21 protein-coding genes are annotated in these 23,481 nt (G+C 62.9%); 13 read left to right on the forward strand and 8 right to left on the reverse strand.

Translation table 11 applies throughout. The features are described from left to right. From IC232_RS14780 to uxaC, 6 genes are read right to left on the reverse strand one after another with little or no spacing between them, the layout of a single operon-like run. Window positions 1-1,479, reverse strand: a complete 1,479-nt coding sequence (locus IC232_RS14780) for a mannitol dehydrogenase family protein (protein WP_190845742.1) — start codon at window positions 1,477-1,479, stop codon at window positions 1-3. A 7-nt stretch (window positions 1,480-1,486) separates the two neighbouring features. Further along, window positions 1,487-2,329: an ABC transporter permease gene (locus IC232_RS14785; RefSeq protein WP_190845743.1), complete on the reverse strand. Its 843-nt coding sequence runs from the start codon at window positions 2,327-2,329 to the stop codon at window positions 1,487-1,489. 4 nt (window positions 2,330-2,333) lie between these two features. Next, on the reverse strand, window positions 2,334-3,245 hold the full coding sequence (locus tag IC232_RS14790) for an ABC transporter permease (protein WP_190845744.1): 912 nt from the start codon (window positions 3,243-3,245) through the stop codon (window positions 2,334-2,336). Then, the gene (locus IC232_RS14795; RefSeq protein WP_190845745.1) at window positions 3,245-4,330 is read right to left on the reverse strand and encodes an ABC transporter ATP-binding protein; all 1,086 of its coding nucleotides are present in this window, start codon (window positions 4,328-4,330) and stop codon (window positions 3,245-3,247) included. The genes IC232_RS14790 and IC232_RS14795 overlap by 1 nt, the downstream gene beginning before the upstream one ends. A gap of 20 nt (window positions 4,331-4,350) precedes the next feature. Further along, entirely contained in the window at window positions 4,351-5,538 is a 1,188-nt protein-coding gene (locus IC232_RS14800) for an ABC transporter substrate-binding protein (RefSeq protein ID WP_190845746.1), read from the reverse strand. Between the two features lie 49 nt (window positions 5,539-5,587). Continuing rightward, a complete protein-coding gene (gene uxaC, locus IC232_RS14805; RefSeq protein WP_190845747.1) occupies window positions 5,588-6,991 on the reverse strand; it encodes a glucuronate isomerase in 1,404 nt (467 codons plus the stop codon). Between the two features lie 123 nt (window positions 6,992-7,114). Here uxaC and IC232_RS14810 point away from each other — a divergent pair, with 123 nt between their 5' ends. Continuing rightward, the gene (locus IC232_RS14810; protein WP_190845748.1) at window positions 7,115-7,843 is read left to right on the forward strand and encodes a GntR family transcriptional regulator; all 729 of its coding nucleotides are present in this window, start codon (window positions 7,115-7,117) and stop codon (window positions 7,841-7,843) included. A 44-nt stretch (window positions 7,844-7,887) separates the two neighbouring features. Further along, entirely contained in the window at window positions 7,888-9,084 is a 1,197-nt protein-coding gene (gene uxuA, locus IC232_RS14815) for a mannonate dehydratase (RefSeq protein WP_190845749.1), read from the forward strand. 15 nt (window positions 9,085-9,099) lie between these two features. Here uxuA and IC232_RS14820 read toward each other — a convergent pair whose 3' ends face one another. Continuing rightward, a complete protein-coding gene (locus IC232_RS14820) occupies window positions 9,100-10,248 on the reverse strand; it encodes an amidohydrolase (protein WP_190845750.1) in 1,149 nt (382 codons plus the stop codon). A gap of 209 nt (window positions 10,249-10,457) precedes the next feature. Here IC232_RS14820 and IC232_RS14825 point away from each other — a divergent pair, with 209 nt between their 5' ends. From IC232_RS14825 to IC232_RS14875, 11 genes are all read left to right on the forward strand, one after another. Beyond that, window positions 10,458-11,345, forward strand: coding sequence for an SDR family oxidoreductase (locus IC232_RS14825; protein ID WP_190845751.1), 888 nt, complete (start codon window positions 10,458-10,460; stop codon window positions 11,343-11,345). A gap of 214 nt (window positions 11,346-11,559) precedes the next feature. Further along, window positions 11,560-12,336: a FadR/GntR family transcriptional regulator gene (locus IC232_RS14830; RefSeq protein ID WP_190845752.1), complete on the forward strand. Its 777-nt coding sequence runs from the start codon at window positions 11,560-11,562 to the stop codon at window positions 12,334-12,336. Beyond that, window positions 12,326-13,387, forward strand: coding sequence for an ABC transporter ATP-binding protein (locus tag IC232_RS14835; RefSeq protein ID WP_246812217.1), 1,062 nt, complete (start codon window positions 12,326-12,328; stop codon window positions 13,385-13,387). The genes IC232_RS14830 and IC232_RS14835 overlap by 11 nt, the downstream gene beginning before the upstream one ends. Further along, window positions 13,384-14,487: an ABC transporter ATP-binding protein gene (locus tag IC232_RS14840; RefSeq protein WP_190845753.1), complete on the forward strand. Its 1,104-nt coding sequence runs from the start codon at window positions 13,384-13,386 to the stop codon at window positions 14,485-14,487. The genes IC232_RS14835 and IC232_RS14840 overlap by 4 nt, the downstream gene beginning before the upstream one ends. A 39-nt stretch (window positions 14,488-14,526) precedes the next feature. Beyond that, window positions 14,527-16,026, forward strand: coding sequence for an ABC transporter substrate-binding protein (locus IC232_RS14845; protein WP_190845754.1), 1,500 nt, complete (start codon window positions 14,527-14,529; stop codon window positions 16,024-16,026). Between the two features lie 76 nt (window positions 16,027-16,102). Next, window positions 16,103-17,050, forward strand: coding sequence for an ABC transporter permease (locus tag IC232_RS14850; RefSeq protein WP_190845755.1), 948 nt, complete (start codon window positions 16,103-16,105; stop codon window positions 17,048-17,050). Continuing rightward, the gene (locus IC232_RS14855) at window positions 17,047-17,922 is read left to right on the forward strand and encodes an ABC transporter permease (protein ID WP_190845756.1); all 876 of its coding nucleotides are present in this window, start codon (window positions 17,047-17,049) and stop codon (window positions 17,920-17,922) included. The genes IC232_RS14850 and IC232_RS14855 overlap by 4 nt, the downstream gene beginning before the upstream one ends. A 25-nt stretch (window positions 17,923-17,947) precedes the next feature. Beyond that, window positions 17,948-19,741, forward strand: a complete 1,794-nt coding sequence (locus tag IC232_RS14860; RefSeq protein WP_190845757.1) for a gamma-glutamyltransferase family protein — start codon at window positions 17,948-17,950, stop codon at window positions 19,739-19,741. A gap of 12 nt (window positions 19,742-19,753) precedes the next feature. Then, window positions 19,754-20,476: a DUF1028 domain-containing protein gene (locus IC232_RS14865; protein ID WP_190845758.1), complete on the forward strand. Its 723-nt coding sequence runs from the start codon at window positions 19,754-19,756 to the stop codon at window positions 20,474-20,476. A gap of 79 nt (window positions 20,477-20,555) precedes the next feature. Beyond that, window positions 20,556-21,407 carry a sulfite exporter TauE/SafE family protein gene (locus tag IC232_RS14870; RefSeq protein ID WP_190845759.1) on the forward strand — a complete coding sequence of 284 codons (852 nt, stop codon included), beginning with the start codon at window positions 20,556-20,558 and terminating at the stop codon, window positions 21,405-21,407. A 46-nt stretch (window positions 21,408-21,453) separates the two neighbouring features. Further along, a complete protein-coding gene (locus IC232_RS14875; RefSeq protein ID WP_190845760.1) occupies window positions 21,454-21,933 on the forward strand; it encodes an opioid growth factor receptor-related protein in 480 nt (159 codons plus the stop codon). Window positions 21,934-21,946: 13 nt separating this feature from the next. Here IC232_RS14875 and IC232_RS14880 read toward each other — a convergent pair whose 3' ends face one another. Then, window positions 21,947-23,470, reverse strand: coding sequence for a carboxypeptidase M32 (locus tag IC232_RS14880; RefSeq protein ID WP_190845761.1), 1,524 nt, complete (start codon window positions 23,468-23,470; stop codon window positions 21,947-21,949). Window positions 23,471-23,481: the final 11 nt, after the last annotated feature.

A 23,481-nucleotide genomic window follows, 5' to 3' on the forward strand; every position in this document is an offset into this window, starting at 1 on the left:
TCAACCGATTTTGAACTCGGAGACTGTGCGTCTCGCTCCAAGCTCGTAAAGCCGTGTCAGGTAGGCCTTGACCTCGCCTGTGAAGCGGAGGTCACCTGGCAGATCATCTCCGAAGATCTCGCGGATGGCGAACAGGCCTCGGGCGAGTTTCTCGGCTGACGGCCCTGCCCCATCCGCCACCTCCCGCAACCGCGCCGCCATAGGATCGCGAACGTCGATTGCCGCGCCCTTCTCATCGGTGCCGGTCACATAGCGCATCCAGGCCGCAACCCCGAGCGACAGCCGCCCGATCGGCGCGCCGCTGCTCAGGCGGTCGCGGATCGTACCGAGAAGGCGCTGAGGGAGCTTCTGCGATCCATCCATGGCGATCTGCCAGGTGCGGTGCTTCAGAGCAGGGTTCTTGAACCGCTCGATGAGAGCGCTCTTGTAGGATTCGAGATCGGCACCCGGCGGCATGTGGAGCGTCGGGGTGACCTCTTCGTCCATGAGGCCTCGGATCAGCCGGACGAAGGCCTCGTCGGCCATTGTATCGGCAACGGTCTCGTAGCCGGCGAGATAGCCGAGATAGGCGAGCGTCGAGTGGCTCCCGTTGAGCAGCCTGAGCTTCATGTGCTCGTAGGGCTCGACATCGCTCACGAACTCGGCCCCTGCGGCTTCCCAGGCCGGACGACCTTGCGGGAATCGATCCTCGATCACCCACTGCGTGAAAGGCTCGGTGACGACGGGCCACGCATCCGCGACGCCGAGGACTCCGGCAATCCGTTCACGATCCTGATCGCTCGTGGCCGGCACGATCCGGTCGACCATGGTCGAGGGGCAGGAGACCTCGTCGACAACGAAGCGACCGAGTTCCGGATCGACCAGCTCGGCAAATCGGGTGAGAACGCGCTTCACGGTGCGGCCATTGGAGGGAAGGTTGTCGCAGGTCAAAACGGTGAAGGGCGGCACGCCGTTCATGCGGCGTCGGCGCAGAGCCTCGACGATGAAGCCCGGGGCGGATTTCGGGTTCATCGAATAAGCGAGATCATGCACAATGTCGGGATGGGCCTCGTTCAAGGCACCGGTTGCCGGATCGTGGCAATAGCCCTTCTCGGTGACGGTCAGGGTCACGATCCGCGTCTGAGGATCGGCCATGACTTCGAGAAGATCCTCGATCTCCCGAGGAGCAACGATGACGCGGCTGATTGAGCCAATGACCCGGAGCGCTTCGCCCTCTTGCGAGCGTACGGACAGAGTATATAGCCCGTCCTGAGGCTGCAGCGCATCGAAGGTGTCCGGGCTTCGCAGGCTCGCGGCCACGATGCCCCATCGCGGATCCGCTGCCATGACATCGTCCGTGTAGACGGCCTGGTGCGCCCGGTGGAACGCGCCCACGCCCAGGTGGACGATGCCTGTCCTGACATTCCTTCGATCATAGGCAGGACGTTGAACCCTCCCAGGCAGGTCCGCCAGGGCGTCGTCGTTCAGGCGATCTGACATTGGATCCTCAATGCGCCGGCTGCTGCTTTGCACGGGTGACGATCTGCGTCGGGTTGACGAAGCGTAGCGCGATGATGAGCCATATCAGGGTGGTGACCATATAGATCACAGCCATGGCATCGATGGACTGCACCGCCCGCACGCCGGCTGCGAACACGGCATAGTAGAGGGCCACCACAAGGGTCTGGCTGGTCGGGCCTGCCACGAGGAAGGTCAGCTCGAACATGGCGATGGTGCGCACCAGAACCAGCAGCAGCGCCGCCAGAATGCCCGGCAGGAGCAGCGGCAGAAGCACATAGATGAAGAGCTTGAAGGTATTGGCTCCGAAGACGCGAGCCGCGGCCTCCACTTTGGGATCGATCTGCTCGATGAACGGGATCATGACGAGGATGACGAAGGGCACGGTCGGTACGAGATTGGCCGCAACGACGCCCCAAAACGTCCCCGCAAGGCCGGTCTGATAGAGCACGGTCGCGAGCGGAATGCCGAAGGTCATCGGCGGAATGAGAAGCGGCAACAGGAAGAGCAGCACGAGAAGCCGCTTGCCCGGGAAGTCGCGACGGGCCAGAGCATAGGCGGCAGTGACTCCCAACGCGCCGGAGATGAAGACTACCGCCCCGATCACCTGAAAGGTGACGATCAGGACATCCCAAAGCTGAAACTCGCTCCAGGCGGAGGTGTACCAGCGCGTGGTCCAGCCGGCGGGCAGCCATGTGCCGAGCCAGCGGGTGGCGAACGAGCTCGTCACCACCGTGCCGATCATGGCAAGGAGGTTGAGGATAAAGAAGCCGACCGTGGCCCACACGGCCGCGGCCCAGAGCTTGGCTCCGATGGTGGTATCGCGGATCATCGGTTTACCCTTTCGCCCCAGAGGCAGGACCGCGGTAGAACAGCCCGCGCGAGGCAAGCACCGCAACGACGATGCCGAGCTGGACGAAGCCCATGATCATCGCAATCGCAGAGCCCATGGAATAGTCGTATTCCTCGAAAGCCGCCTGTGCGGCCGCAATCGAGATGACTCGGGTCGGCCCTGCCGGCTCACCGAGCAGCACCGCGGAGGGGAACACCGAGAAGGCCTGCACGAAGGAGAGGCAGAAGGTGATGGCAAGCCCCGGCATCAGGAGCGGCAGATAGACATGGCGGAACCGCTGCCAAGCGCTTGCGCCGAGAGTCGCGGCCGCCTGCTCCAGGGCCGGATCGATGCCGGTCACATAGGACAGGGTGAGCAGGAAGGTGAACGGGAAACCCGTGATCACGAGCGAGGCGAAAACACCCCAGTAGTTGTGAACGAGCTTCAGCGGCTGGGAGATCAGGCCGAAGGTCATCAAGGTGCGGTTGAACCAGCCCTGAGGGCCGAGGTAGTTCAACAGGCCTTCCGCCACCAGCACCGTTCCGAGGGTGATCGGCAGAACGAGGAGCGTCGTCAGAAGGCGCTGATTGCGCATGAGACGGACGCGGAAGGCGATGGGAATCGCGAGCAGCAGGTTGACCAGGGTGACGGGAATCGCAAGCCAAAGCGTCTTGGCGATCGTCTCGTAGAGAAACGGATCCGAGAAAAAGCGCCTGTAATTGGCAAGCCAGTCGCCGCCGGCCTTGGGCTCGAAGGAAAGAACGAAGCCGAAGGCGAAGGGATAGACGAACAGCAGCAGGCTGAAGATGGCAGCGGGAATGACGAGGAGAGTCACCGCGTCGAAACCACGGGCTGCCAGCCGCTGGCGCAGGCTCGGTCCGTGTTCGACGGCAGGCGCGTGGGCAACGGCGTCCATTACTGCCTCCCTTGGACAGGCTCCGCGAAGACGAGAATGCGCTCGTCCTCCGTCCGCAGGTGGATCCTTGATCCCAGCTCCACCGGGACATGAGAGCGGAACACGAAATCGAGCCCGCCGGCCGAATGGGCGGTGCCGACGAATTCACGGCCGCGGTATTCGATGGTGTCGACGGTTGCGGCAATGGCGTTCGGCCCAGCCTCGCCGACCTCAAGATCATCCGACCGGATTGCGGCATAGGCCGTCGAGCCGACGGACACCCGCTCACGGGCCACGCCGCTGATCCGGGCACCCTCCACGTCGAGGACGGTACGGTCACCCTCGATGGCGACGACTTTTCCTTTGAGCTTGTTGCGGAACCCCATGAAGTCAGCCACGTCAAAGTGGGCTGGCGCCTCATAGAGCTCCTTCGGCGCGCCGACCTGACGCACCACGCCGTCGCGCAGCACGACGATCCGGTCGGCGAGCGACAGGGCCTCGTCCTGATCGTGCGTCACGTAGATGGTTGTTGCCCCAAGCTCGTTGTGAATGCGCCGGATCTCCGCGCGCATCTCGAGGCGCAGCTTGGCATCGAGGTTGGAGAGCGGCTCGTCCATCAGCACCAGGGGCGGCTCGATGACGATGGCGCGGGCGATCGCCACGCGCTGCTGCTGACCGCCGGAGAGCTGACCCGGCAGCTTGTTCTCCTGCCCTCGGAGCCGGACAAGATCCAGGGCCTCGTTGACCTTGCGGTCGATTTCGGCCTTCGGCCGCCCGCGCATCTTGAGGCCGAAGCCGATGTTCTGGCGGACGTTGAGATGGGGGAAGAGCGCGTAGTTCTGGAACACCATGCCGAACCCGCGCTCCTCGGGACGCAAGGTGTCGACCCGGTTCCTGTCGAGCCAGATCGCTCCACCTGTCACAGGAAGAAGACCCGCGATGCAGTTCAATGTTGTCGACTTCCCGCAGCCCGAAGGCCCGAGCAGGGCGATGAACTCGCCCCGACGGATGGTGAGGGAGACGTCGCGCAAGGCATTGAGCGCCCCGAAATCGCGACTCACACGATCGAGCCGGACTTCGTCGAATTGGGAAAGGGCTATGGTCATCGCGGGTCCTTGGGTTCGATTTACTTGCGCTTGCCGCCGGCGACCTGCTCGTCCCACATGCGGAAGGCAACGACCATCTGCTCGGGCTGAAGCGGCAATTCGATCGGGTTCTCGGCGATCCACTTCTCGTATTCGGGACGGCCGAATTCCTTGATGGCGGCCTGGCTCTCAGGCGGCGCCATGTCGAGGGTCACGCCCTTCACGGCCGGGCCTGGGTAGAAGTAGCCCTCATCGTAGGTATAGGCCTGCTGCTCCTTGGTGAGCAGATGGTTCATCAGGTCGATGAGAACGGCCATCTTATCGTTGGACAGTCCCTTGGGCACGCACATGTAGTGAGCATCCGCCACCCAGTGGAAGCCCTTGAGCGCCGCCACCTTGGCTTCCTTCGGCACAACGCCGAGGACGCGCGGGTTGATGTCCCATCCGGTGGTCGACACGGTCATGTCGCGGGAGCCTTCGCCCAGCTCCTTCATCACGGCGCCGGTGCCGGAGGGATAGTACTCGATGTTCTGACCCAACTCCTTCAGGTAAGCCCAGGTCTTGTCCCAGCCCTTGGCGGGATCCTGCGGGTTGCTGTCGCCCAGGATATAGGGAAGGCCCATGATGAAGGTGCGGCCCGGACCGGAATTGGCAGGGCGCGCATAGAGGAAACGACCCGGATTGGCCTTTGTGTAGGCGAGCAATTCCTCGGCCGTGGTCGGAACGGTCTTGACCTTGTCGGGCATGTACTCGAGCAGCGGACCGGACGGATAATAGGTCACAACCACGCCCTGCCCTTTGGCCAGCCCCTGCATCTTCGCCGCGGCCGGCAGATAGATGTCGTCGAGCTTCGGCAATGCGTTGGAATGACTTCCGATCAGATCGACCCAGAGCTTCTGCTCGATGCCGGCGGAGAGCGCATCGGTGCCGGTGAGCACGAGATCGATGTCGACACGGCCTGCATCCTGCTGCGCCTTGATCTTGCCGGCCAGTTCAGGAGCGGTCGCCTTGGTGAAGGAGATGCGCGAGACGAGATTCGGCTTCGCCTTGCGGTAGTTCTCGATGGCTTTCTGCGTCAGCGCGAGATTGCCAGCGACATCGATGATGCTGAGCGTGACCGGGCTCGTCGGCAGAGTGGCCTGGGCAAAGCCCGAACCGCCGAAAGCGGCAACGCCCGCGGCGCCGGCGACACCGCCGACGAAGGTCCGCCTGTTGATCAGGTTCGTCATGTTCTTCCTCCCGTTCTGTGCGACATGGCTCTGTTCTCCATGTCCCGTGTCACAGCTTGTAGGCCTCTTTCGCGAGGCGATAGGCGAGATCGTAGGCCACCTCGTGCGCCTCCTCCTCGTCGAGGCGGTGCGTCACCACGAGATTGGCGAGATAGGCGCAGTCGACTCGGCGGGCGACGTCGTGCCGGGCCGGAATGGAGAGATAGGCGCGCGTGTCGTCGTTGAAGCCGACCGTGTTGTAGAAGCCTGCGGTCTCCGTGGTGAGCTCGCGGAAGCGGCGCATCCCATCGGGCGCATCGAAGAACCACCAGGCAGGCCCCAGCTTCAAGGCCGGGTAATGACCGGCGAGGGGCGCCAACTCGCGGGAATAGCTCGTCTCGTCCAGAGTGAAGACGATGATTGTCAGGTTCGGCTCGTTTCCGAAGCGGCCGAGAAGCGGCTTGAGCGCGCGAACGTAATCAGTCTGCGAGGGAATATCGGCGCCCATGTCGCGGCCGAAGCGACGGAACAGAGCCTCGTTGTGATTGCGGAAGGAGCCGGGATGGATTTGCAGGACCATCCCGTCTTCCACGCTCATGGCCGCCATTTCGGTCAGCATCTGCGCACGGAACAGCTCCGCATCCTCAGGGCTCGCGCTCTCGGTCGAGATGCGGCGGAACAGTGCCTCCGCGTCCGCTTGCGAAAGATTGGCCGTCCGGGCCGTCGGGTGCCCATGATCGGTGGAGGTCGCGCCGTACTCCCGGAAGAAGGCACGGCGCCTGCGATGCGCCTCCAGATAGCCGCTCCACGTGGACGTGTCGCATCCTGTGATCTCGCCGAAGCGGGCAAGGTTCTGCCGGAAACCCTCGAACTCGGGGTCCACAACCGGATCGGGCCGATAGGCGGTGATCACCCTGCCCTCCCAGCCTGATTGCCGAAGGGTCTCATGATGCTTCAAAGGATCGAGAGGGCTTTCCGTCGTGGCGATCGCCTCGATCCGAAAACGCTCGAAGAGCGCTCGCGGCCGAAACTCCGGCGTGCGCAGGGCCTCATTGATCCGGTCATAATAAGCATCTGCGTTCGCAGATGTAAGGCGCTCCGTAAAGCCGAACAGCGTCGCGAAAGTGTGGTCGAGCCACGCACGCGTCGGCGTGCCGCGAAAGAGATGATAATGGGCAGCGAAGCGGCGCCAGATCGTACGCGGATCGCGCTCAACGGCACTCCCATCCTTCACCGGAATGCCGAGATCTTCGAGGCGCACGCCCTGGCTGTAGAGCATGCGGAAGATGTAATGGTCGGGGATGACGAACAGCGCTGCAGGATCGGGAAACGGCTCGTTCTCCGCATACCAGCGCGGATCCGTATGCCCGTGTGGGGAGATGATGGGCAGATCCCTGATCTCCGCATAAAGCCTGCGCGCCACCTCGCGGGCAGCGGGCTCTACCGGAAAAAGCCGGTCCGGATGGATCAGCATAGCGTTCTCCCTTAGCGCGTCTGGCAAGTCATTTGTGGTGACTTTCAAGCGCCTCATTGCTGATGACCATAAGACGATCCAGAACCGTTTGCAATGGTCTACTAGTATGGTAGTGTGCCACTTATGAATGAGAGAAGCGCCCTCGCAAAGCTCGATGTCAGCCGTGAACCCATGGCCCGACAGGTCACGCGCGCCTTGCGTCAGGCCATTGTCAGCATGCGGATCGCTCCCGGGGAGATGCTGTCGGAACAGGATCTCGCACAACGATTCGGCGTCAGTCGCTCACCCGTGCGGGAGGCCCTGATCAAGCTCAGTGAGGCAGGGCTGGTGCGGGTTCTGCCCCAGCGCGGCACCCAGGTGGTCAAGATCTCAAGGGCTGCGGTGGAAGATGCCCGCTTCATCCGCCAGGCTGTTGAATGTGCCGTCGTACGCGAGGCCGCCCTCAAGGCCACACCCGTACTCCTCGCCGAATTGAATGCCAGCCTGACCCGGCAGCGCCGAGCCCAGCGCGCCACATCGTCGGAGGATTTCATGGCCCTCGACGAAGAGTTTCATCGCCTCCTGGCGGAAGCCGCCGGCAGGCCGGCAGCCTGGCGCATGATCGAAGATGTGAAGCCTCAGATGGACCGGGTACGGTATCTCGACGTGAAGCAGGCCACGCCGCGCCATACCATCGTGGCCCAGCACGCGCTGATCGTTGACGCCATCAAATCATCCAATCCGGGCGCAGCGGAGAAGGCGATGCATCAGCACCTGAGCGAAATCCTTCGCACACTGCCCGAACTTGCCGCGCAGTATCCTGACCTGTTCGAACCGGAACACGATGCTGTGGCACAGGCGCTCAGCGCGTGAGATCGGCAAAGACACAATCGGCTCAAATCTGAAGAGGCAATCCCATGGAACAAGCTTGGCGCTGGTTTGGCCCTGAAGACGTCATCAAGCTGTCCCATGTCTGCCAGACCGGCGCGACCGGGATCGTGACGGCCCTGCACCACATTCCGTACGGCGTCGTCTGGAGCATCGAGGAGATCGAGAAGCGCAAGGCGCTCATCGCTGCCGATCCTTCGCTCGGCCTGCGCTGGAGCGTGGTCGAGAGCCTGCCGATCCATGAGAACATCAAGATCGGCGAAGGCGACCTGACGCCCCTGTTCGACAACTACCGGCAGTCGCTGCGCAATCTGGCCCAATGCGGCATCACCACGATCTGCTACAACTTCATGCCTGTGGTGGACTGGACTCGCACCGAACTCGCCTACCCTCTTCCCGGCGGCGGCACGGCCCTGCGCTTCAATGCGCACGAATTCGCTGCCTTCGACTGCTTCATGCTGCAGCGCCCCGGTGCGGAAGCGGATCATTTGCCTGACGTGACTAAGAAGGCAAAGGAGTGGTACGACCGCTCGTCTGAGGCGGACCGGCGCCAGCTTCTGTCGAATATCATGGCCGGGCTGCCGGGCGCCTATGACCGCTACGACATCCCTGGCCTGCGCGCCATGCTCGACCGCTATCGGCACATCGATGCTGCGGGCCTGCGCGAAAACCTTGCCCGCTTCCTGCGTGAGGTGATCCCGACAGCGGAAGAAGTCGGCATCCGCATGTGCATCCATCCCGACGATCCGCCGCGCCCCCTCATGGGGCTTCCCCGCATCGTGTCCAACGCGGACGACATCGGGTTCATCCTTGACGCAGTCGACTCGCCTGCAAACGGCCTTACCCTCTGCAGCGGCTCCCTTGGAGCCAATCCCGTCAACGATGTTCCGGCCATCGCCAAGCGTTTCGCGGACCGCATCTGGTTTGCCCATCTGCGCAACGTGGCCAAGGAACAGGATGGCTCCTTCATGGAAGCGGATCACCTCGGCGGTGATACGGACATGGTGGCTCTGGTGACGGTGCTGCTGGAGGAGCAGAAGCGCCGCAAGGATGCCGGAGACGCGCATTGGCGCATCCCCATGCGTCCCGACCATGGTCATGAACTACTGGACGATGTGGGCAAGCCGACCCATCCGGGCTATCCGGCGATCGGCCGCTTGCGCGGCCTCGCCGAGCTGCGCGGCGTGATGACAGCCATCTCAGCTCTGCGCAACCTGCCGCTCTGAGGATTGAGGGAAGCCCTATCCGAGCAGATTACGCAGCGTCCGCATGAACACGCGGGCACCGATGGGAATCAGGTCATCGGGGAAGTCGTAATCCGGATTGTGCAGGCTGGGGTGCTTCTCGCCGGCGCCGAGGAAGAACATGGCCGCAGGCGCCTTCTGACCGAAGCGGCCGAAATCTTCCGAGGCGCGGATCGGCAGACCGCCCCGGTCATAGGGCACCCCCTCGGCTTCGAGCGCCTCACGTAGATGCGCAACCGCCTCCGGGGCATTCTCGCAATGGTGGAAGATGTCGTCATAGGACACTTCCACGCTCAGCCCCTGTTCACGGGCAGCGCTCAGCACCAGCTGCTCGGCGCTTGCGCAGAGTTCCTCCATTCCTGCATCGGTCAGGGTCCGGAGAGTGACCCAGATCTCCCCATGGGCCGGCGCCACGCCGAAGGCCGGCTCGCCGATCCTAGCATGGGTCACCGTCACCATCGAGAAGCCTTCCTCCAGTGGCCCACCTTTACCAAGAGCCGTGAGCTGGGGCATCAGCTGGGCAACCACGTTCACGGGTGAGAGTCCGGTCTCGGGCATGGAGGCGTGAGCGGTCTTGCCGGTGAGCACGATGCGTAAGCCGCGCGAGGCGCAGTTGACGGGACCCTCCGTGAGTGCCACGTGGCCAAAGGGCAAGCCCGGCACGTTGTGCAGGGCAAAGGCGAAGTCCGGGGCAATCTGGCGGAACCGCGGATCGGCCACGACGGCTGCCGCACCGGAACCATCCTCTTCCGCCGGCTGGAACATCAGGATGGCACGACCACGCTGCGGCTGCTGGCGACTCAGCTCCCGCGCCAGTGCTGCGAGAATCGCCATGTGGCCGTCATGTCCGCACAGATGAGCTTTGCCGGGCGTAGCGGAGCGATGAGGCGCATCGGAGATCTCCTGGATCGGCAGCCCATCGAGTTCGGCGCGCACCATCACGGTCGGCCCCGGCTCCCGGCCTTCGTAGACCGCCGCAATGCCATGGCCTCCGAGGTCCGTCAGGGTCCAGTCGGGATGAGTCGCCTTGATAAAGGCCTGAACCTCACGGGCGGTCTGCTCCTCCTGTCTGGAGAGCTCCGGCATGCGGTGCAGCTTGCGCCGAAAGGCAACCAGCTCGACCATGTCTTGGTTTGTCAGGACCATCGCTCACCTCCAGGGCCCGCAATTTAAGAACCAAGCTGCGGACCTCACGCTATCAAGCTTGCTTGTGCACAGGTTTATGGCGGGAGTCCGGAGCATGATCAACCGAAACGACAGCAACTCTGAAGGATGGGAGTTCAACTCGCCATTCATTGCCGCACCGCGTCTATGCCGCTAAGTTGCCCGCAACTGCTTAAAGGCTCCGCGATCTTATGAACCTGTTCGTTTTCGGCCTCGGCTACACCGCTCTCCAGTTCATTCACCTTCACGGTCATCGTTTCACGAGTATCGCTGGCACGGTCCGTTCCGTGGAGAAAGCGAAGGCGCTGGAGGCAGAGGGAGTTCAAGCCTTCCGCTTCGATGGGAAGGATTTCGATCCCGCCATTCTCCAGCATCTTGACCAGACTGAAGCTCTCCTAATCTCCGCAGCGCCGGCAGAAGGGCAGGATCCGGTCCTGGAGCAGTGTTCCGATGCGATTGGCTCAGCCCCTCGCCTGCGCTGGGTCGGCTATCTCTCCACAGTCGGTGTCTATGGCGACGCCGGCGGCGGGTGGGTCGACGAGGGGACGCCACCCAATCCGGCATCAGCCCGCGCACGCCAGAGAATTGAGGCCGAACGGCAATGGCTCGAACTCGGCGCGAGCGCTCCGTTTGCGGTGCATATCTTCCGGCTCGCCGGCATTTACGGCCCCGGTCGGAACGCCCTGCTGAAGGTTGCGGATGGCACCGCCAAGCGCATCGTGAAGCCTGGACAAGTCTTCAATCGAATCCACACGGAGGATATCGCTCAGGTTCTCATGGCCTCCATCGAGAAGCCGAGCCGGAACGCCATCTACAACGTGGCGGACGATGAGCCCGGTCCGCCTCAGGATGTGATTGCCTATGCGGCAGAGCTTCTTGGCAGGGAGCCTCCACCCGAGATCGCCTTCGAAGAAGCCGATCAGACGCCCATGGCACGCGCCTTCTACGAAGATAACAAGCGCGTTCGCAACACGCGGATCAAGTCAGAACTTGGCGTAAAGCTCCGGTACCCGATGTATCGGGACGGTCTCCAGGAGCTGCTCCAGGCGGGTGCACCCGCATCGGTGAGGAAACCTTAGGCACAGCCCGAAGGCTTTGCCAGAGCGTAGCCTTGGGCTCGACCGGTTCTTTGATGATCAATGAAGCAGCTTCGACTAACGAACCATCATCGAACCACTTGCAAATTGGTTCGGTATCGGGATAGCCTTGTTTCGTTGAGACCCCAAAGGGCGCAACAAGACGTCGTGGCTGCTGATCCAGCAGCAAGATTGGTTCACAGGGAGCTGGATTTTCATGTCCAACCCGGATCCTTCAGCAGACAGCTCCAACTTCGCTCTCGGGCGGTTGCGGGCTCTCCTGGACGACAGCTCCTTCGAGGGGGAGGAGCGGCTCCCGCCTGAGCGGGTGCTGGCGACCCAGATCGGGATCGGACGCCGTGCCCTGCGGCGGGCCCTTGAGGTGCTCGAGGCGGAAGGCAGAATCTGGCGGCATCAGGGCAAAGGAACCTTCGTCGGTCCGCGCCCGGCCCATACTCCCACCAACCTTGAGGAATTATCGAAGCGCACGCATCCACTTGAAGTCATGGACGTGCGCCTGGAGATTGAGCCGGCCCTCGCCCGACTGGCGGCCATGCGTGCCACGAACGGCGACATCGAGCGCCTTCTGCGTTTAGCCGAGAAGACAGCCTCCTCCTCGGATGCGGACGGCCGGGAACTCTGGGACAGCGCTCTCCATCGGACTATCGCAGAGGCGGCGGGCAACTCCCTGCTGCTTGCGATCTTCGACATGGTTGACCGAATCCGCCAGGACACCGCGTGGAGGCTCCTGCGGGAGCGGGCTCGCTCCGGTGATCGTCAGCAGATCTATGTCGAGCAGCACCGCCGGGTCATTGCTGCCATCGCTCAGCGTGAGGCGCATGCCGCCGAGCACGCCATGCGCGAGCATCTCGAACTTGTGCGCGAAGGCCTTCTCAAGGTGATGACCAGCCCCCTGCCCAATCGCATGGATGGACAGATTCAGGAAACACCCGTGACAGCAAACACCAAAAAAGAGATACGCCATGGGACGTGAGGCCCTCCGACAATCAGGTGCAGAGGTTCATCAGATCGGCAATGCCGCTGTCGCCTCGGAACCACCGCTACTCAACGTTCAAGGGCTGTCCGTCCGCTTTGATGGCGCCCCAAAGGGCGTGAACGTGGTTGATGACGTCAGCTTCTCGGTACGCAAGGGCAAAACCCTCTGCATCGTCGGCGAATCCGGCTGCGGCAAGAGCGTGACATCGCTGGCTCTCATGGGGCTGCTCCCAACCCCTCCGGCGAGGATCGTTGCAGGCTCCGCCACATTTGACGGGCAGAACCTGCTGACCCTGACCGAGCGTGAACGAGCGGATCTGCGCGGCGACCGCATGGCGATGATCTTCCAGGAGCCGATGACCTCCCTGAACCCGGCCTTCACCATCGGTGACCAGATCGCCGAGGGAATCGTCAGACACCGCAAGGTCTCCAAAGCCGAGGCCATGGAGAAAGCCCTCGATATGCTCAGGAAGGTGCGCATCCCTGCACCTGAGAAGCGCTTGCGTGCCTATCCGCACGAGATGTCCGGCGGCATGCGCCAGCGCGTGATGATTGCGATGGCGCTCGCCAATGATCCGGAACTCCTGATTGCCGACGAGCCGACCACCGCGCTCGACGTGACGATCCAGGCGCAGATCCTCGCCCTGATCCAGCGCCTTCAGGAGGAGACCGGCACGGCCATGATCCTCATCACGCACGATCTCGGCGTCGTGGCTGAGGTCGCCGACGAGGTGGCCGTGATGTATGCCGGGCATGTGGTCGAAAGCGGACCGGTCGAGGCCATTTTCGAGGACCCGCAACACCCCTATACCATCGGCCTTATGGGCTCGGTTCCGTCACTCGGGCGCCGCCAAGGGCGTCTCGCGACGATCCGCGGCACCGTGCCTCCTGCGGAGCTGATGCCGAAAGGCTGCCGCTTCACGCCGCGCTGTCCCTTCTCGGACGCCCGTTGCGGCAATGAACTCCCACCTCTCGGTGAGATCCGGCCCGGCCACCTTGCCCGGTGCTGGTATGCACCTCTCGAACAAAAGCGTGGAGCAGCCGCATGAGCGTGATGGCACCCACCGGCGACGTCATCCTCGAAGGCGTGGACCTCAAGAAGCATTTCGGCAGTGGAGGCTTGCTGTCCTCCCCGACGGTCGTCCGCGCAGTCGATGGCGTGTCCCTCGACATTCGGCGCGGTGAGACGTTCGCCATCGTCGGCGAGTCCGGCTGCGGCAAGTCCACCCTCGGCCGTCTCCTCCTCCGGCTGATCGAGCCAACCGATGGCGATGTGCGCTATGAAGGCCGCTCTATCCTGAAGTTGAGCAAGAGTGAGCTGCGCCGGTTACGTCGCGAGCTCCAGATCATCTTCCAGGATCCTTATGCCTCGCTCAACCCGCGCATGAATGTCGGTGACATCATCGCGGAGCCGATCTGGCTTCATAATCTGGCCAGCGGCTCTGCGAAGCGCGACCGCGTTGCGGATCTCATGCGCACGGTCGGCCTACTGCCCACACACTCGGATCGTTACCCGCACGAGTTTTCCGGCGGCCAGCGCCAACGCATTGGGATTGCCCGGGCACTCGCGGGGGATCCGAAGCTGATCGTGGGCGATGAGCCGGTTTCAGCCCTCGACGTGTCGATCCAGGCGCAGATCATCAATCTGCTGGAGGATCTGAAGGATCGCTTCGGCCTCACGCTCGTCATCGTTGCGCATGATCTCGCCGTGATCCGGCACATGAGCGACCGGGTGGCGGTCATGTATCTCGGCGAGATCATGGAGCTGTCGGAGACGGACGCACTCTTCGACAACCCGCTGCACCCCTACACACAGGCGTTGTTGTCCGCGATCCCAGTTCCGAGCCCGTCGAACAGGCAGCCGAAGGTCCTGCTCCAGGGCGATGTTCCGAGCCCGGCAGCACCGCCATCGGGATGCCGCTTTCATACCCGCTGCCCCCATGCGCGGCCCGTGTGCAAGGAGCAGCACCCCGCCCTTGAGGCTGCGCCTGATGGACGGCGCGTAGCCTGCCATTTCTGGCGCGAAATCCAGGGAGCGGGCGCTGGCTCGATCAGCGCCCCGCCCCCGAGCGCGGCGCTCGCCAAGCGCTTGGCGCTCTACCAAACTTGGCGTGAACGGCAGGATAAGCCCGTCGCGACGAGCCCCTGAAAGAAGACTGATCCAGAGGATCATTGGAGGACGACACAAATGAAGAAAAGACTGCTCATAGCCATGGCTGCCGGGCTCCTTGTGAGCACCGCCGCCTCCGCGCAGACCCTGCGCATCGGCCTCAACGAAGACCCGGACGTGCTCGATCCCCATCGCGCCCGCACTTTCGTCGGCCGCATCGTGTTCACATCCCTGTGCAACAAGCTGGTCGATATCACGCCGGACCTGAAGTTCACGCCTGAGCTCGCCACCGAATGGCAATGGGGTGATGACGGCAAGTCGCTGACCTTCAAGCTGCGCCCTGGCGTCAAGTTCCACGACGGCGAGCCACTGAACGCCGCCGCCGTGAAAGCCAACATTGAGCGCGCCCGCAGCCTCCCGGACTCGCTTCGCAAGAGCGAGCTCACGTCCGTCGACAATGTCGAGGCCGTCGACGACCTGACCGTGAAGGTCAACCTGTCCCGTGCCGATGCGACCCTGCTGTCGCAGCTTTCAGACCGCGCCGGGATGATGATGTCGCCGAAGGCACTGGCTTCCGCTGATTTCGGCCAGAAGCCGGTTTGCTCGGGTCCGTACAAGTTTGTTGAGCGGGTGCAGAACGACCGCATCGTGCTTGAGAAGTTCGCCGACCATTGGGACGCGAAGAACTTCAACTTCGAGCGCATCGTGTTCCAGCCCATTCCGGACACGACCGTGCGTCTCGCCAACCTGCGCTCCGGCAATCTCGATCTGATCGAGCGCCTTGCCCCCAGCGATGTTCCGGCAGCCAAGGGCGACTCCAACCTGGTCTTCGCGCCTGTCTCCGGCATCGGCTACCAGGGCCTGACCATCAACACCAACAACGGTGAGCGTGCCAAGTCCAAGCTTGGTCAGGATAAGCGTGTCCGACAGGCGCTCGAACTCTCCATTGATCGCAACGTGATCAACGAGGTGGTGGGTGCCGGCATCTATCCGCCGGCCGGCCAGCCTTTCCCTGAGGCGAGCCCGTACAATAATCCGAAGTTCATGGCCACCCAGCGCGATGTCGCCAAGGCCAAGCAACTGCTGAAGGAAGCCGGTGTCGACCGTGTGAAGTTCGAGCTGACCTTCGGCACCGGGACAACGGCTCAGCAGATCGCCGAGATCATCCAGGCCATGGCGGCCGAGACAGGCTTCGACATCACGCTGCGCCCGACTGAGTTCGCGGCCATGCAGAAGGAAGCCCAGGCGGGAAACTTTGACGTGAACGTGATCGGCTGGTCGGGCCGTGTGGATCCCGACGGGAACATCCATCCCTTCGTGACCTGCAAGGGTGCCCTGAACGACGGCAAGTACTGCAACGAGCAGGTCGACAAGCTCCTGAACGACGCCCGCATCATCAATGACGAGGCCAAGCGCAAGCAGCTTTACGATCAGGCTCAGGAAATCCTGAAGCAGGATCTGCCGATCATCTACACCTACTACCAGCCCTGGCCCTTCGTTCACACGAAGAAGGTGCAGAACTTCAAGCCGTATCCGGACGGCATGATCCGTCTGAAGGGCGTCAAGTTCGCCTCCTGATCGATTGAAACCTGCGTGCCCGGTCTTCTTGATCGGGCACGCCCCTTCCCTTTTCTGATGCGGGTTGCTTAGGCTGATGCTGCGCTACATCGGACGACGAATACTGATTGCCATCCCGACGCTGATCATCGTGTCGCTGCTGGTCTTCGCCCTGCAAAAGCTCCTGCCCGGTGATCCGGTCCTCACCATGGCGGGAGAGGAGCGCGACCCGCAGGTCCTGGAATATCTGCGCCAGAAGTACCGGCTGGATGATCCGATCCCGGTTCAATACTTCGCCTGGATCGGCTCAGCCCTGACCGGCAATCTGGGCATATCGCTGCGCACCGACATCCCGGTCCTTGATCTCATCATGAGCAAGCTCCCAGTCACCCTTGAGCTCGCCATCCTGGCCATGATCGTGGCGCTGGCCATCGGCATCCCGGCCGGGATCATTTCGGCGGTGAAGAAGGGAACGACCGTCGACTATGCCGCCAACGTGATCGCGCTCTCGGGCCTGTCGATCCCGAACTTCTGGCTCGGCATCATGCTTATCATGCTGATCTCGGTGCGTTGGCAACTCCTGCCCGCTTCCGGGTATGTGCCGCCAACAGAGGATTTGTGGCTCAATATCAAGACCATGATCATGCCGGCCTTCGTGCTCGGAACGGGCCTTGCCGCGAGCCTTATGCGGCATACCCGAAGCGCCATGCTCGGCGTCATGCGCTCCGACTATATCCGCACCGCCCGTGCCAAGGGCCTCCTGTCGCGGAAGGTCATCCTGAAGCATGCCCTGCGCAATGCGCTCATTCCCATTGTGACGCTTTCCACCCTGCTCTTCGGCGAACTTCTCGCGGGTGCGGTGCTCACGGAACAGATTTTCACCATCCCCGGCTTCGGCAAGCTCATCGTCGATGCAGTCTTCAACCGCGACTATGCCGTCGTACAGGGCGTGGTTCTCTGCACGGCCGTCGGGTTCATCTTCATGAATCTCGTGGCGGACGTCCTTTACGTTCTCGTCAATCCCCGCCTGAGGCACTCAGCATGACCGCTACAGCCATCGTCGCCGATGAGGTCGCTCTGCCGAAGAAACGCAGCCGGGTGCTCTCGAAGTTCCTGAAGAACAAGAGTGCCGTTGTCGGCGGAGCCATCGTGTTGTTCTTCATTCTGGCTGCCATCATTGGCCCGTATCTTGCCCCCTACGACCCGATCAAGCCGAGCTTCACGAGCATCCGCAAGGCACCATCGGCGCTATTCTGGTTCGGCACCGACGAACTCGGCCGTGACATGCTCTCCCGCATGCTCTGGGGCGCGCGAGCTTCCATCATGGCCGGCGTGGTCTCGGTCTTCATCGCCATCGTGCTCGGCGTACCCTTCGGCCTTATCGCCGGTTATTTCGGCGGCTGGATCGATGCCACCATCTCGCGCGCTACGGACGCCATGCTGGCAATCCCCTTCCTGATCTTCGCCATCGCGCTCGCGGCCTTCCTTGGGCCCAGCCTCACCAATGCGATGATCGCCATCGGTCTTTCCGCCATGCCGATCTTCATCCGCCTGACCCGCGGGCAGGTGCTGACGGTAAAAGCCGAGGATTATGTGGAGGGCGCACGAGCCATCGGTCTTCCCGACTTCTGGATCATGGTGCGCTACGTTCTTCCCAACGTGCTGCCGCCGATCCTGGTCCAAGGCACGCTGACCATCGCCACGGCCATCATTGCGGAGGCGAGCCTGTCCTTCCTCGGACTGGGCCAGCAGCCGCCGAATCCCTCCTGGGGTTCCATGCTCAACACGGCCAAGAACTTTATGGATCAAGCCCCTTGGATGTCGATATTCCCGGGCTCCGCAATCTTCCTGATCGTGCTCGGCTTCAATCTTCTCGGCGACGGCCTGCGCGACGCGCTCGATCCCCGCGAACAGTAAAAACTCGAAACATCGGATAAAAGACATGTTTACGACACGGCCCGAGATCCTCGGCACCTTCGGCATCGTCACCTCGACCCATTGGCTGGCTTCCGCTGCCGGCATGGCGATGCTGGAAAAGGGCGGCAACTCCTTCGACGCCTGCGTCGCCTCCGCCTTCGTGCTGCAGGTGGTCGAACCGCATCTGGTCGGCCCGTCCGGCGAGGTGCCGGCCGTGTTCTACTCCGCCAAGACCAAGAAGGTCGAAGTGCTCTGCGGCCAAGGGACGGCGCCGAACGGCGCCACCATCGAGCATTACAAGCGCGAGGGCCTCAAGCTGATCCCCGGCAACGGCATGCTCGCCACCGTCGTGCCCGGCGCCTTCGACGCCTGGATGCTGCTGCTGCGCGATCATGGTCTTCTCTCGCTCCGGGAGGTGCTGGAGCCCGCCATCTATTATGCCGAGCAGGGACACCCGCTGCTGCCGCGCGTGGCCGACACCATCAAAGGCCTGAAGGAGTTCTTCGAGACTGAGTGGCCAACCTCGGCTGCCGTGTTCCTGCCGGGCGGTGAGGTTCCGAAACCCCGTCAGCTGTTCCGCAACCCGCAGCTCGCCGATACCTGGAAGCGCATTGTCCGCGAAGCGGAAGCCAAGGGAGGCGACCGCGAGGCGCAGATCGAAGGGGCACGCAGCGCCTTCTACAAGGGCTTCGTGGCCGAGGCCATCGATGCTTTCACGCGTAAGACGGAGGTCATGGACCAGAGCGGCTCACGCCATCGCGGCGTGCTCACCGCCGACGACATGGCCAAGTGGCAGGCGTCCTACGATGCGCCCCAGACCTACGAGTACCACAACTTCCGGGTCAACAAGATCAGGCCCTGGGGCCAAGGCCCCGTCTTCCTGCAGACGCTGGCGCTGCTGAAAGGCTTCGATCTGGCTGCCATGGGCCCGACCAGCGGACAATTCGTCCATACGGTGACTGAGGCCATGAAGCTCGCCTTCGCCGACCGCGAGGCCTATTATGGCGATCCTGATTTCATCGATGTGCCGATCCAGGCGCTGCTGTCGGATGCCTATAATGACCAACGCCGCAAGCTGATCACCGACAAGGCCTCTCTGGAGTTGCATCCTGGCCGCGTCGAAGGTTACGAAGCCCAGGTCGATCGCACCCTGAAGGCGTTGCGCGAACTCTCGACCACCGACAAGAAGGTTTCGGGCGGTGAGCCGACGCTGGCATCCATGCGCTCGGCCCGTCGCGGCGACACGGTGCATATCGACGTAGTCGACCGTTTCGGCAACATGATCGCCGCCATGCCCTCCGGCGGCTGGCTGCAATCCTCGCCCGTCATTCCGGAACTCGGCTTCATGCTCAACTCCCGTGCCCAGATGTTCTGGCTGGAAGAGAACTTGCCCGCGAGCCTCGCGCCGGGCAAGCGCCCGCGCACGACCCTCACGCCAACCCTCGCGGAGAAGGACGGCGAACCCTACATGGTGTTCGGCTCCCCCGGCGGCGACCAGCAGGAGCAGTGGCAGATGCTCCTCTTCCTGCGCCATGCCCATCATGGGCTGAACCTGCAGGAAGCCATCGACCTGCCGATGTCGCACACGGCGCATTTCCCGTCATCCTTCTACCCGCGCGAGCAGAAGCCTGGTCACCTCATGGCCGAGGAGACCTATGGCCCAGAGGTTCTGGACGATCTCCGCTCCCGCGGTCACGAGGTGGAGGTGGCGCCTGCCTGGACGGTCGGACGCCTCGTGGCAGCGAGCCGCGACAAGGACGGCCTGCTGCACGGTGCCGCCACGCCGCGCCTCATGCAGGCCTATGCGGTCGGACGCTAAGGAGCACGGATCATGACCTGGTCGATCATCGCGAAGGATCCCGAAACCGGCTCGTTCGGAATTGCCGTGACCACCAAGTTCTTCGCCGTGGGGGCGCTGTGCCCCCATGGCGCGGCGAAGATCGGGGCTCTTGCCACGCAGGCCTTGGTCAATCCGCTCTACGCCACAGATGGCATGCGATTTCTGGCAGAAGGTCGAAGCGCCGAGGAGATCGTGGCGGTTCTCACCGCACAAGACCCGGGGCGTGAATCCCGCCAGCTTCACGTGATCGACCGGGATGGCCGCACCGCGGCCCACACGGGCCGGGAATGCGTCGACTGGTGCGGGCATCTAACGGACGAGGGTGTGTCGGTGGCCGGCAACATGCTGGCCGGACCCTCAGTGATCGAGGCAACCCTCGATACCTACAAGAACCGGATGGACCTTCCGTTCGCCGACCGGCTTCTGGCCGCTCTCGATGCAGGACAGGCCGAGGGCGGCGACAAGCGCGGCAAGCAATCGGCTGCGCTCAAAATCTGGCGCGATGAGCCCTACCCGATGCTCGATCTGCGTGTCGACGATCATCCCGAACCGCTGGACGAGTTGCGCCGCCTCTATGGGGTCGCCCACGAGCGCTTCCTGGCCTTCATGGATGCCATGGCGACTCGCGCGAACCCCGGTGGCGTTACGGACCGGTCCTGGATCGACCAGAAGGCGCGTGAGTACCAGGAGCGGCTTGCCAGAACTGCGTCTTAGGACGCTTCTGCAACACTCTCACTTGCCGTGGGGTCAAAAAGACCCTACGGCCGTTCTGCTTCCTAACGTGGACCTTCCGATGTTCGGCATACCTCTCTTCGACTTGGCTTGGCTCGTGGTGGCGCTCCTGGCGGCTGGAGCCATCACTGGCCTGCTGGCCGGTGTGTTCGGCGTCGGTGGCGGTGCGGTTGCCGTGCCGATCCTCTACGAACTGTTCCGCATCCTGGAAGTGCCGGAGGATGTGCGCATGCCGCTCTGCGTCGGCACGTCGCTTGCTATCATCATCCCGACTTCGATTCGATCGTTCAACGCTCACAAGGCCAAAGGCGCAGTCGACATGACGATCCTGCGCGTATGGGCTGTGCCTGTGGTGCTCGGCGTGGTCATCGGCAGCGTCATTGCCCGCTACGCTCCCGCAGACCTGTTCAAGGCGGTCTTCGTGGTTGTGGCCGGCATCTCGGCCATTCGTCTGCTCTTTGGCAAGGATACCTGGCGCTTCGGTCTCGACATGCCCGCAAAGCCCATCATGGTCGCGTATGGCTGGCTCATCGGCATCCTCTCGGCCCTGATGGGCATCGGCGGCGGTCAGCTCTCCAACCTATTCATGACCTTCTACAACCGCCCGATCCATCAGGCCGTGGCGACCTCATCGGGTCTCGGCATTCTCATCTCGATTCCCGGCGCCATCGGATACATCTATGCCGGCTGGCCGCACATGGCCGACTATCCCGACGTCGTCGCTTTCCAGCTGCCGCTGGCGCTGGGCTATGTGTCGCTCCTAGGCTTCGTGCTGTTCATCCCCACCAGCACCTGGATGGCCCCCGTGGGTGCACGCCTCGCGCACCGTCTTTCCAAGCGCCGGCTCGAAGTGGCTTTCGGCATCTTCCTGCTGCTCGTCTGCGCCCGCTTCGCCGCAAGCCTCCTCACTTGAGCCATGAGCAGTCTTCAATCTGTCATGCCGGATAGGAGATTGTACAATGACTGAAGCGACAGCAGGCCCCCTGCACGCCTTCCTTGCCGGCGTGGGCCGGGATGGTCGCGGGCGCCTTTCTGCCGATGTGCTCGGCTTCTCCGATCAGGAACTGGAGGCCGTTCACGACTACATTCAGTGGCTGTTTCCTCTGCCCACCCGCTCTGCGGCGCAGCCGCACTCCCCCGTTCTGACGCCGGTCGAGATCGATGTGATCAGAGCCGACCCGCGTGCTGTCGAGACCCTTAAGACGGCAACTCAGCGTATGCTTCGTTTCTACCGCAAGACGCGTTGGTGGATGACCTCGCACGATCACAATCACCTACGGATCACGCGAATTCTGCACAGTCTGCGGCTGCTCGTCGGCCCTGATGAGGCCAAGGCCTTCTATGATGCAATTCTCACATTGAACGAGGCGGCTGGAGCCCCCGTTAACACCCGCAGCCTGCATTATTGGGCAGAGGCTGCGGGCTGTGGCGGCTCTTGAGCGGCGGATTGCCTTAAGAAGCGTACTTATTCCGCAGATAGGCGAGATACGGTTCCGGATCGAGACGGCGGCCGGTTTCGCGCTCCAACAGCTCGTCGCGCATGAAGCGGCGCCCGTGCTGCCAGATCCTGGTGCGGAGTTCCTCAGCAAGAACACTGTAACCACCCGCCTCGATGGATGCATCGAGAGACCTGTTCTGCTTGCGCAGGGTCTCCATCACCTGGGCACCCATGACATTGCCGATGGTGTAGGTCGGGAACGAGCCGATATAGCCGGTCGACCAGTGGACGTCCTGCAGCACGCCCTTGGCATCGTTCGGCACCGTCAGATCCAGATCGCGCTTGATAGCGGCGTTCCAGGCTCCCGGGAGATCGGAGACCGGGAGTGATCCGTCCATCAGCGCACACTCGATATCGACACGCAGCATGATGTGAAAATCGTAAGTCAGCTCATCCGCCTCGACGCGGATGAAGCCCGGCTCCACACGCGTGACGGCGCGATAGAACTCCTCGGCGCTCACATCACCGAGTTGCTCCGGGAAGTGCCGCTGCAGATCCGGGAAGTGCCGCTCCCAGAACGTGCGGCTGCGGACGATGTGGTTCTCCCACAGGCGGGATTGGGACTCGTGAGCCCCGAAGCTGGTGCCGCCGACTGCATAAAGCCCCACGAGGTCCGTCGCCAGGGTTGTGCGGGTATAGGCCGGATCGACCCCCTGCTCATAGAGCCCGTGACCGACCTCATGTGCCGTGCCGAACATGGAGGCGGGGAGATAATTGCGGTTGTAGCGGGTGGTGATCCGCACGTCGTTGCGGGTGAACGAGACCTCGAAGGGATGTACCGTGGTGTCGAGACGCCCGCGTCGGAGATCGTAACCAAGCTTCTCGGCGAGGCTCAGGCCGAAGGCCCGCTGTCCTTCCTCGGGAAAGTCGCGGAACAGGAAATCGGATCTCGGCTGCGGCCGAGAGCGGGCTGCATCGAGGATCGGCAGCAATCCTTCACGCAGCTTCGAGAAAAGCGCCTTGAGGGTCGCTGCCGTTTCGCCGGGCTCGTAGATCGACACCATGGCGTCATAAGGATGCTCGGACCAGCCGATGCAATCGGCATAGGCACGCGACAGTTCGACGGTCTTGGCGAGATGAGGCTCGTAGATCGAGAACTCGCTCTTCGACCGCGCCTCGATCCAGGCCGATTGCGCGACGGTGCGAAGAGCCGCCCGTTCCTGGATCAAGGATGCCGGAACCCTGCGATGATGTTCGACCGCGTGGCGCGTCTGCTCGACCATGCGCCGCTCGGCCGCGTCCGCCGGCATTCCTTCGAGAGCCCGCTCAGCCTCCTCAAGCGCCCTTTCGGTTTCGGATGCGAGAAGAAGGTCGCGTGCAATGCGGGTCAGGGTCGCGATCTGATGGCCGCGGGTTTCCGCGCCGCCAGCCGGCATCATCGTCCGCGAGTCCCATGTCAGCAGGGAGGTGGCGTTCAGCACGTCGTTGACGGCGGCGATGCGCTCCTGGAGCGCCGCAAAGGAGGCTTGCTGGTTCATTTCGCTCTCTG

The sequence above is a fragment of the Microvirga sp. genome (assembly GCF_014699075.1).
GTDB lineage: Bacteria > Pseudomonadota > Alphaproteobacteria > Rhizobiales > Beijerinckiaceae > Microvirga.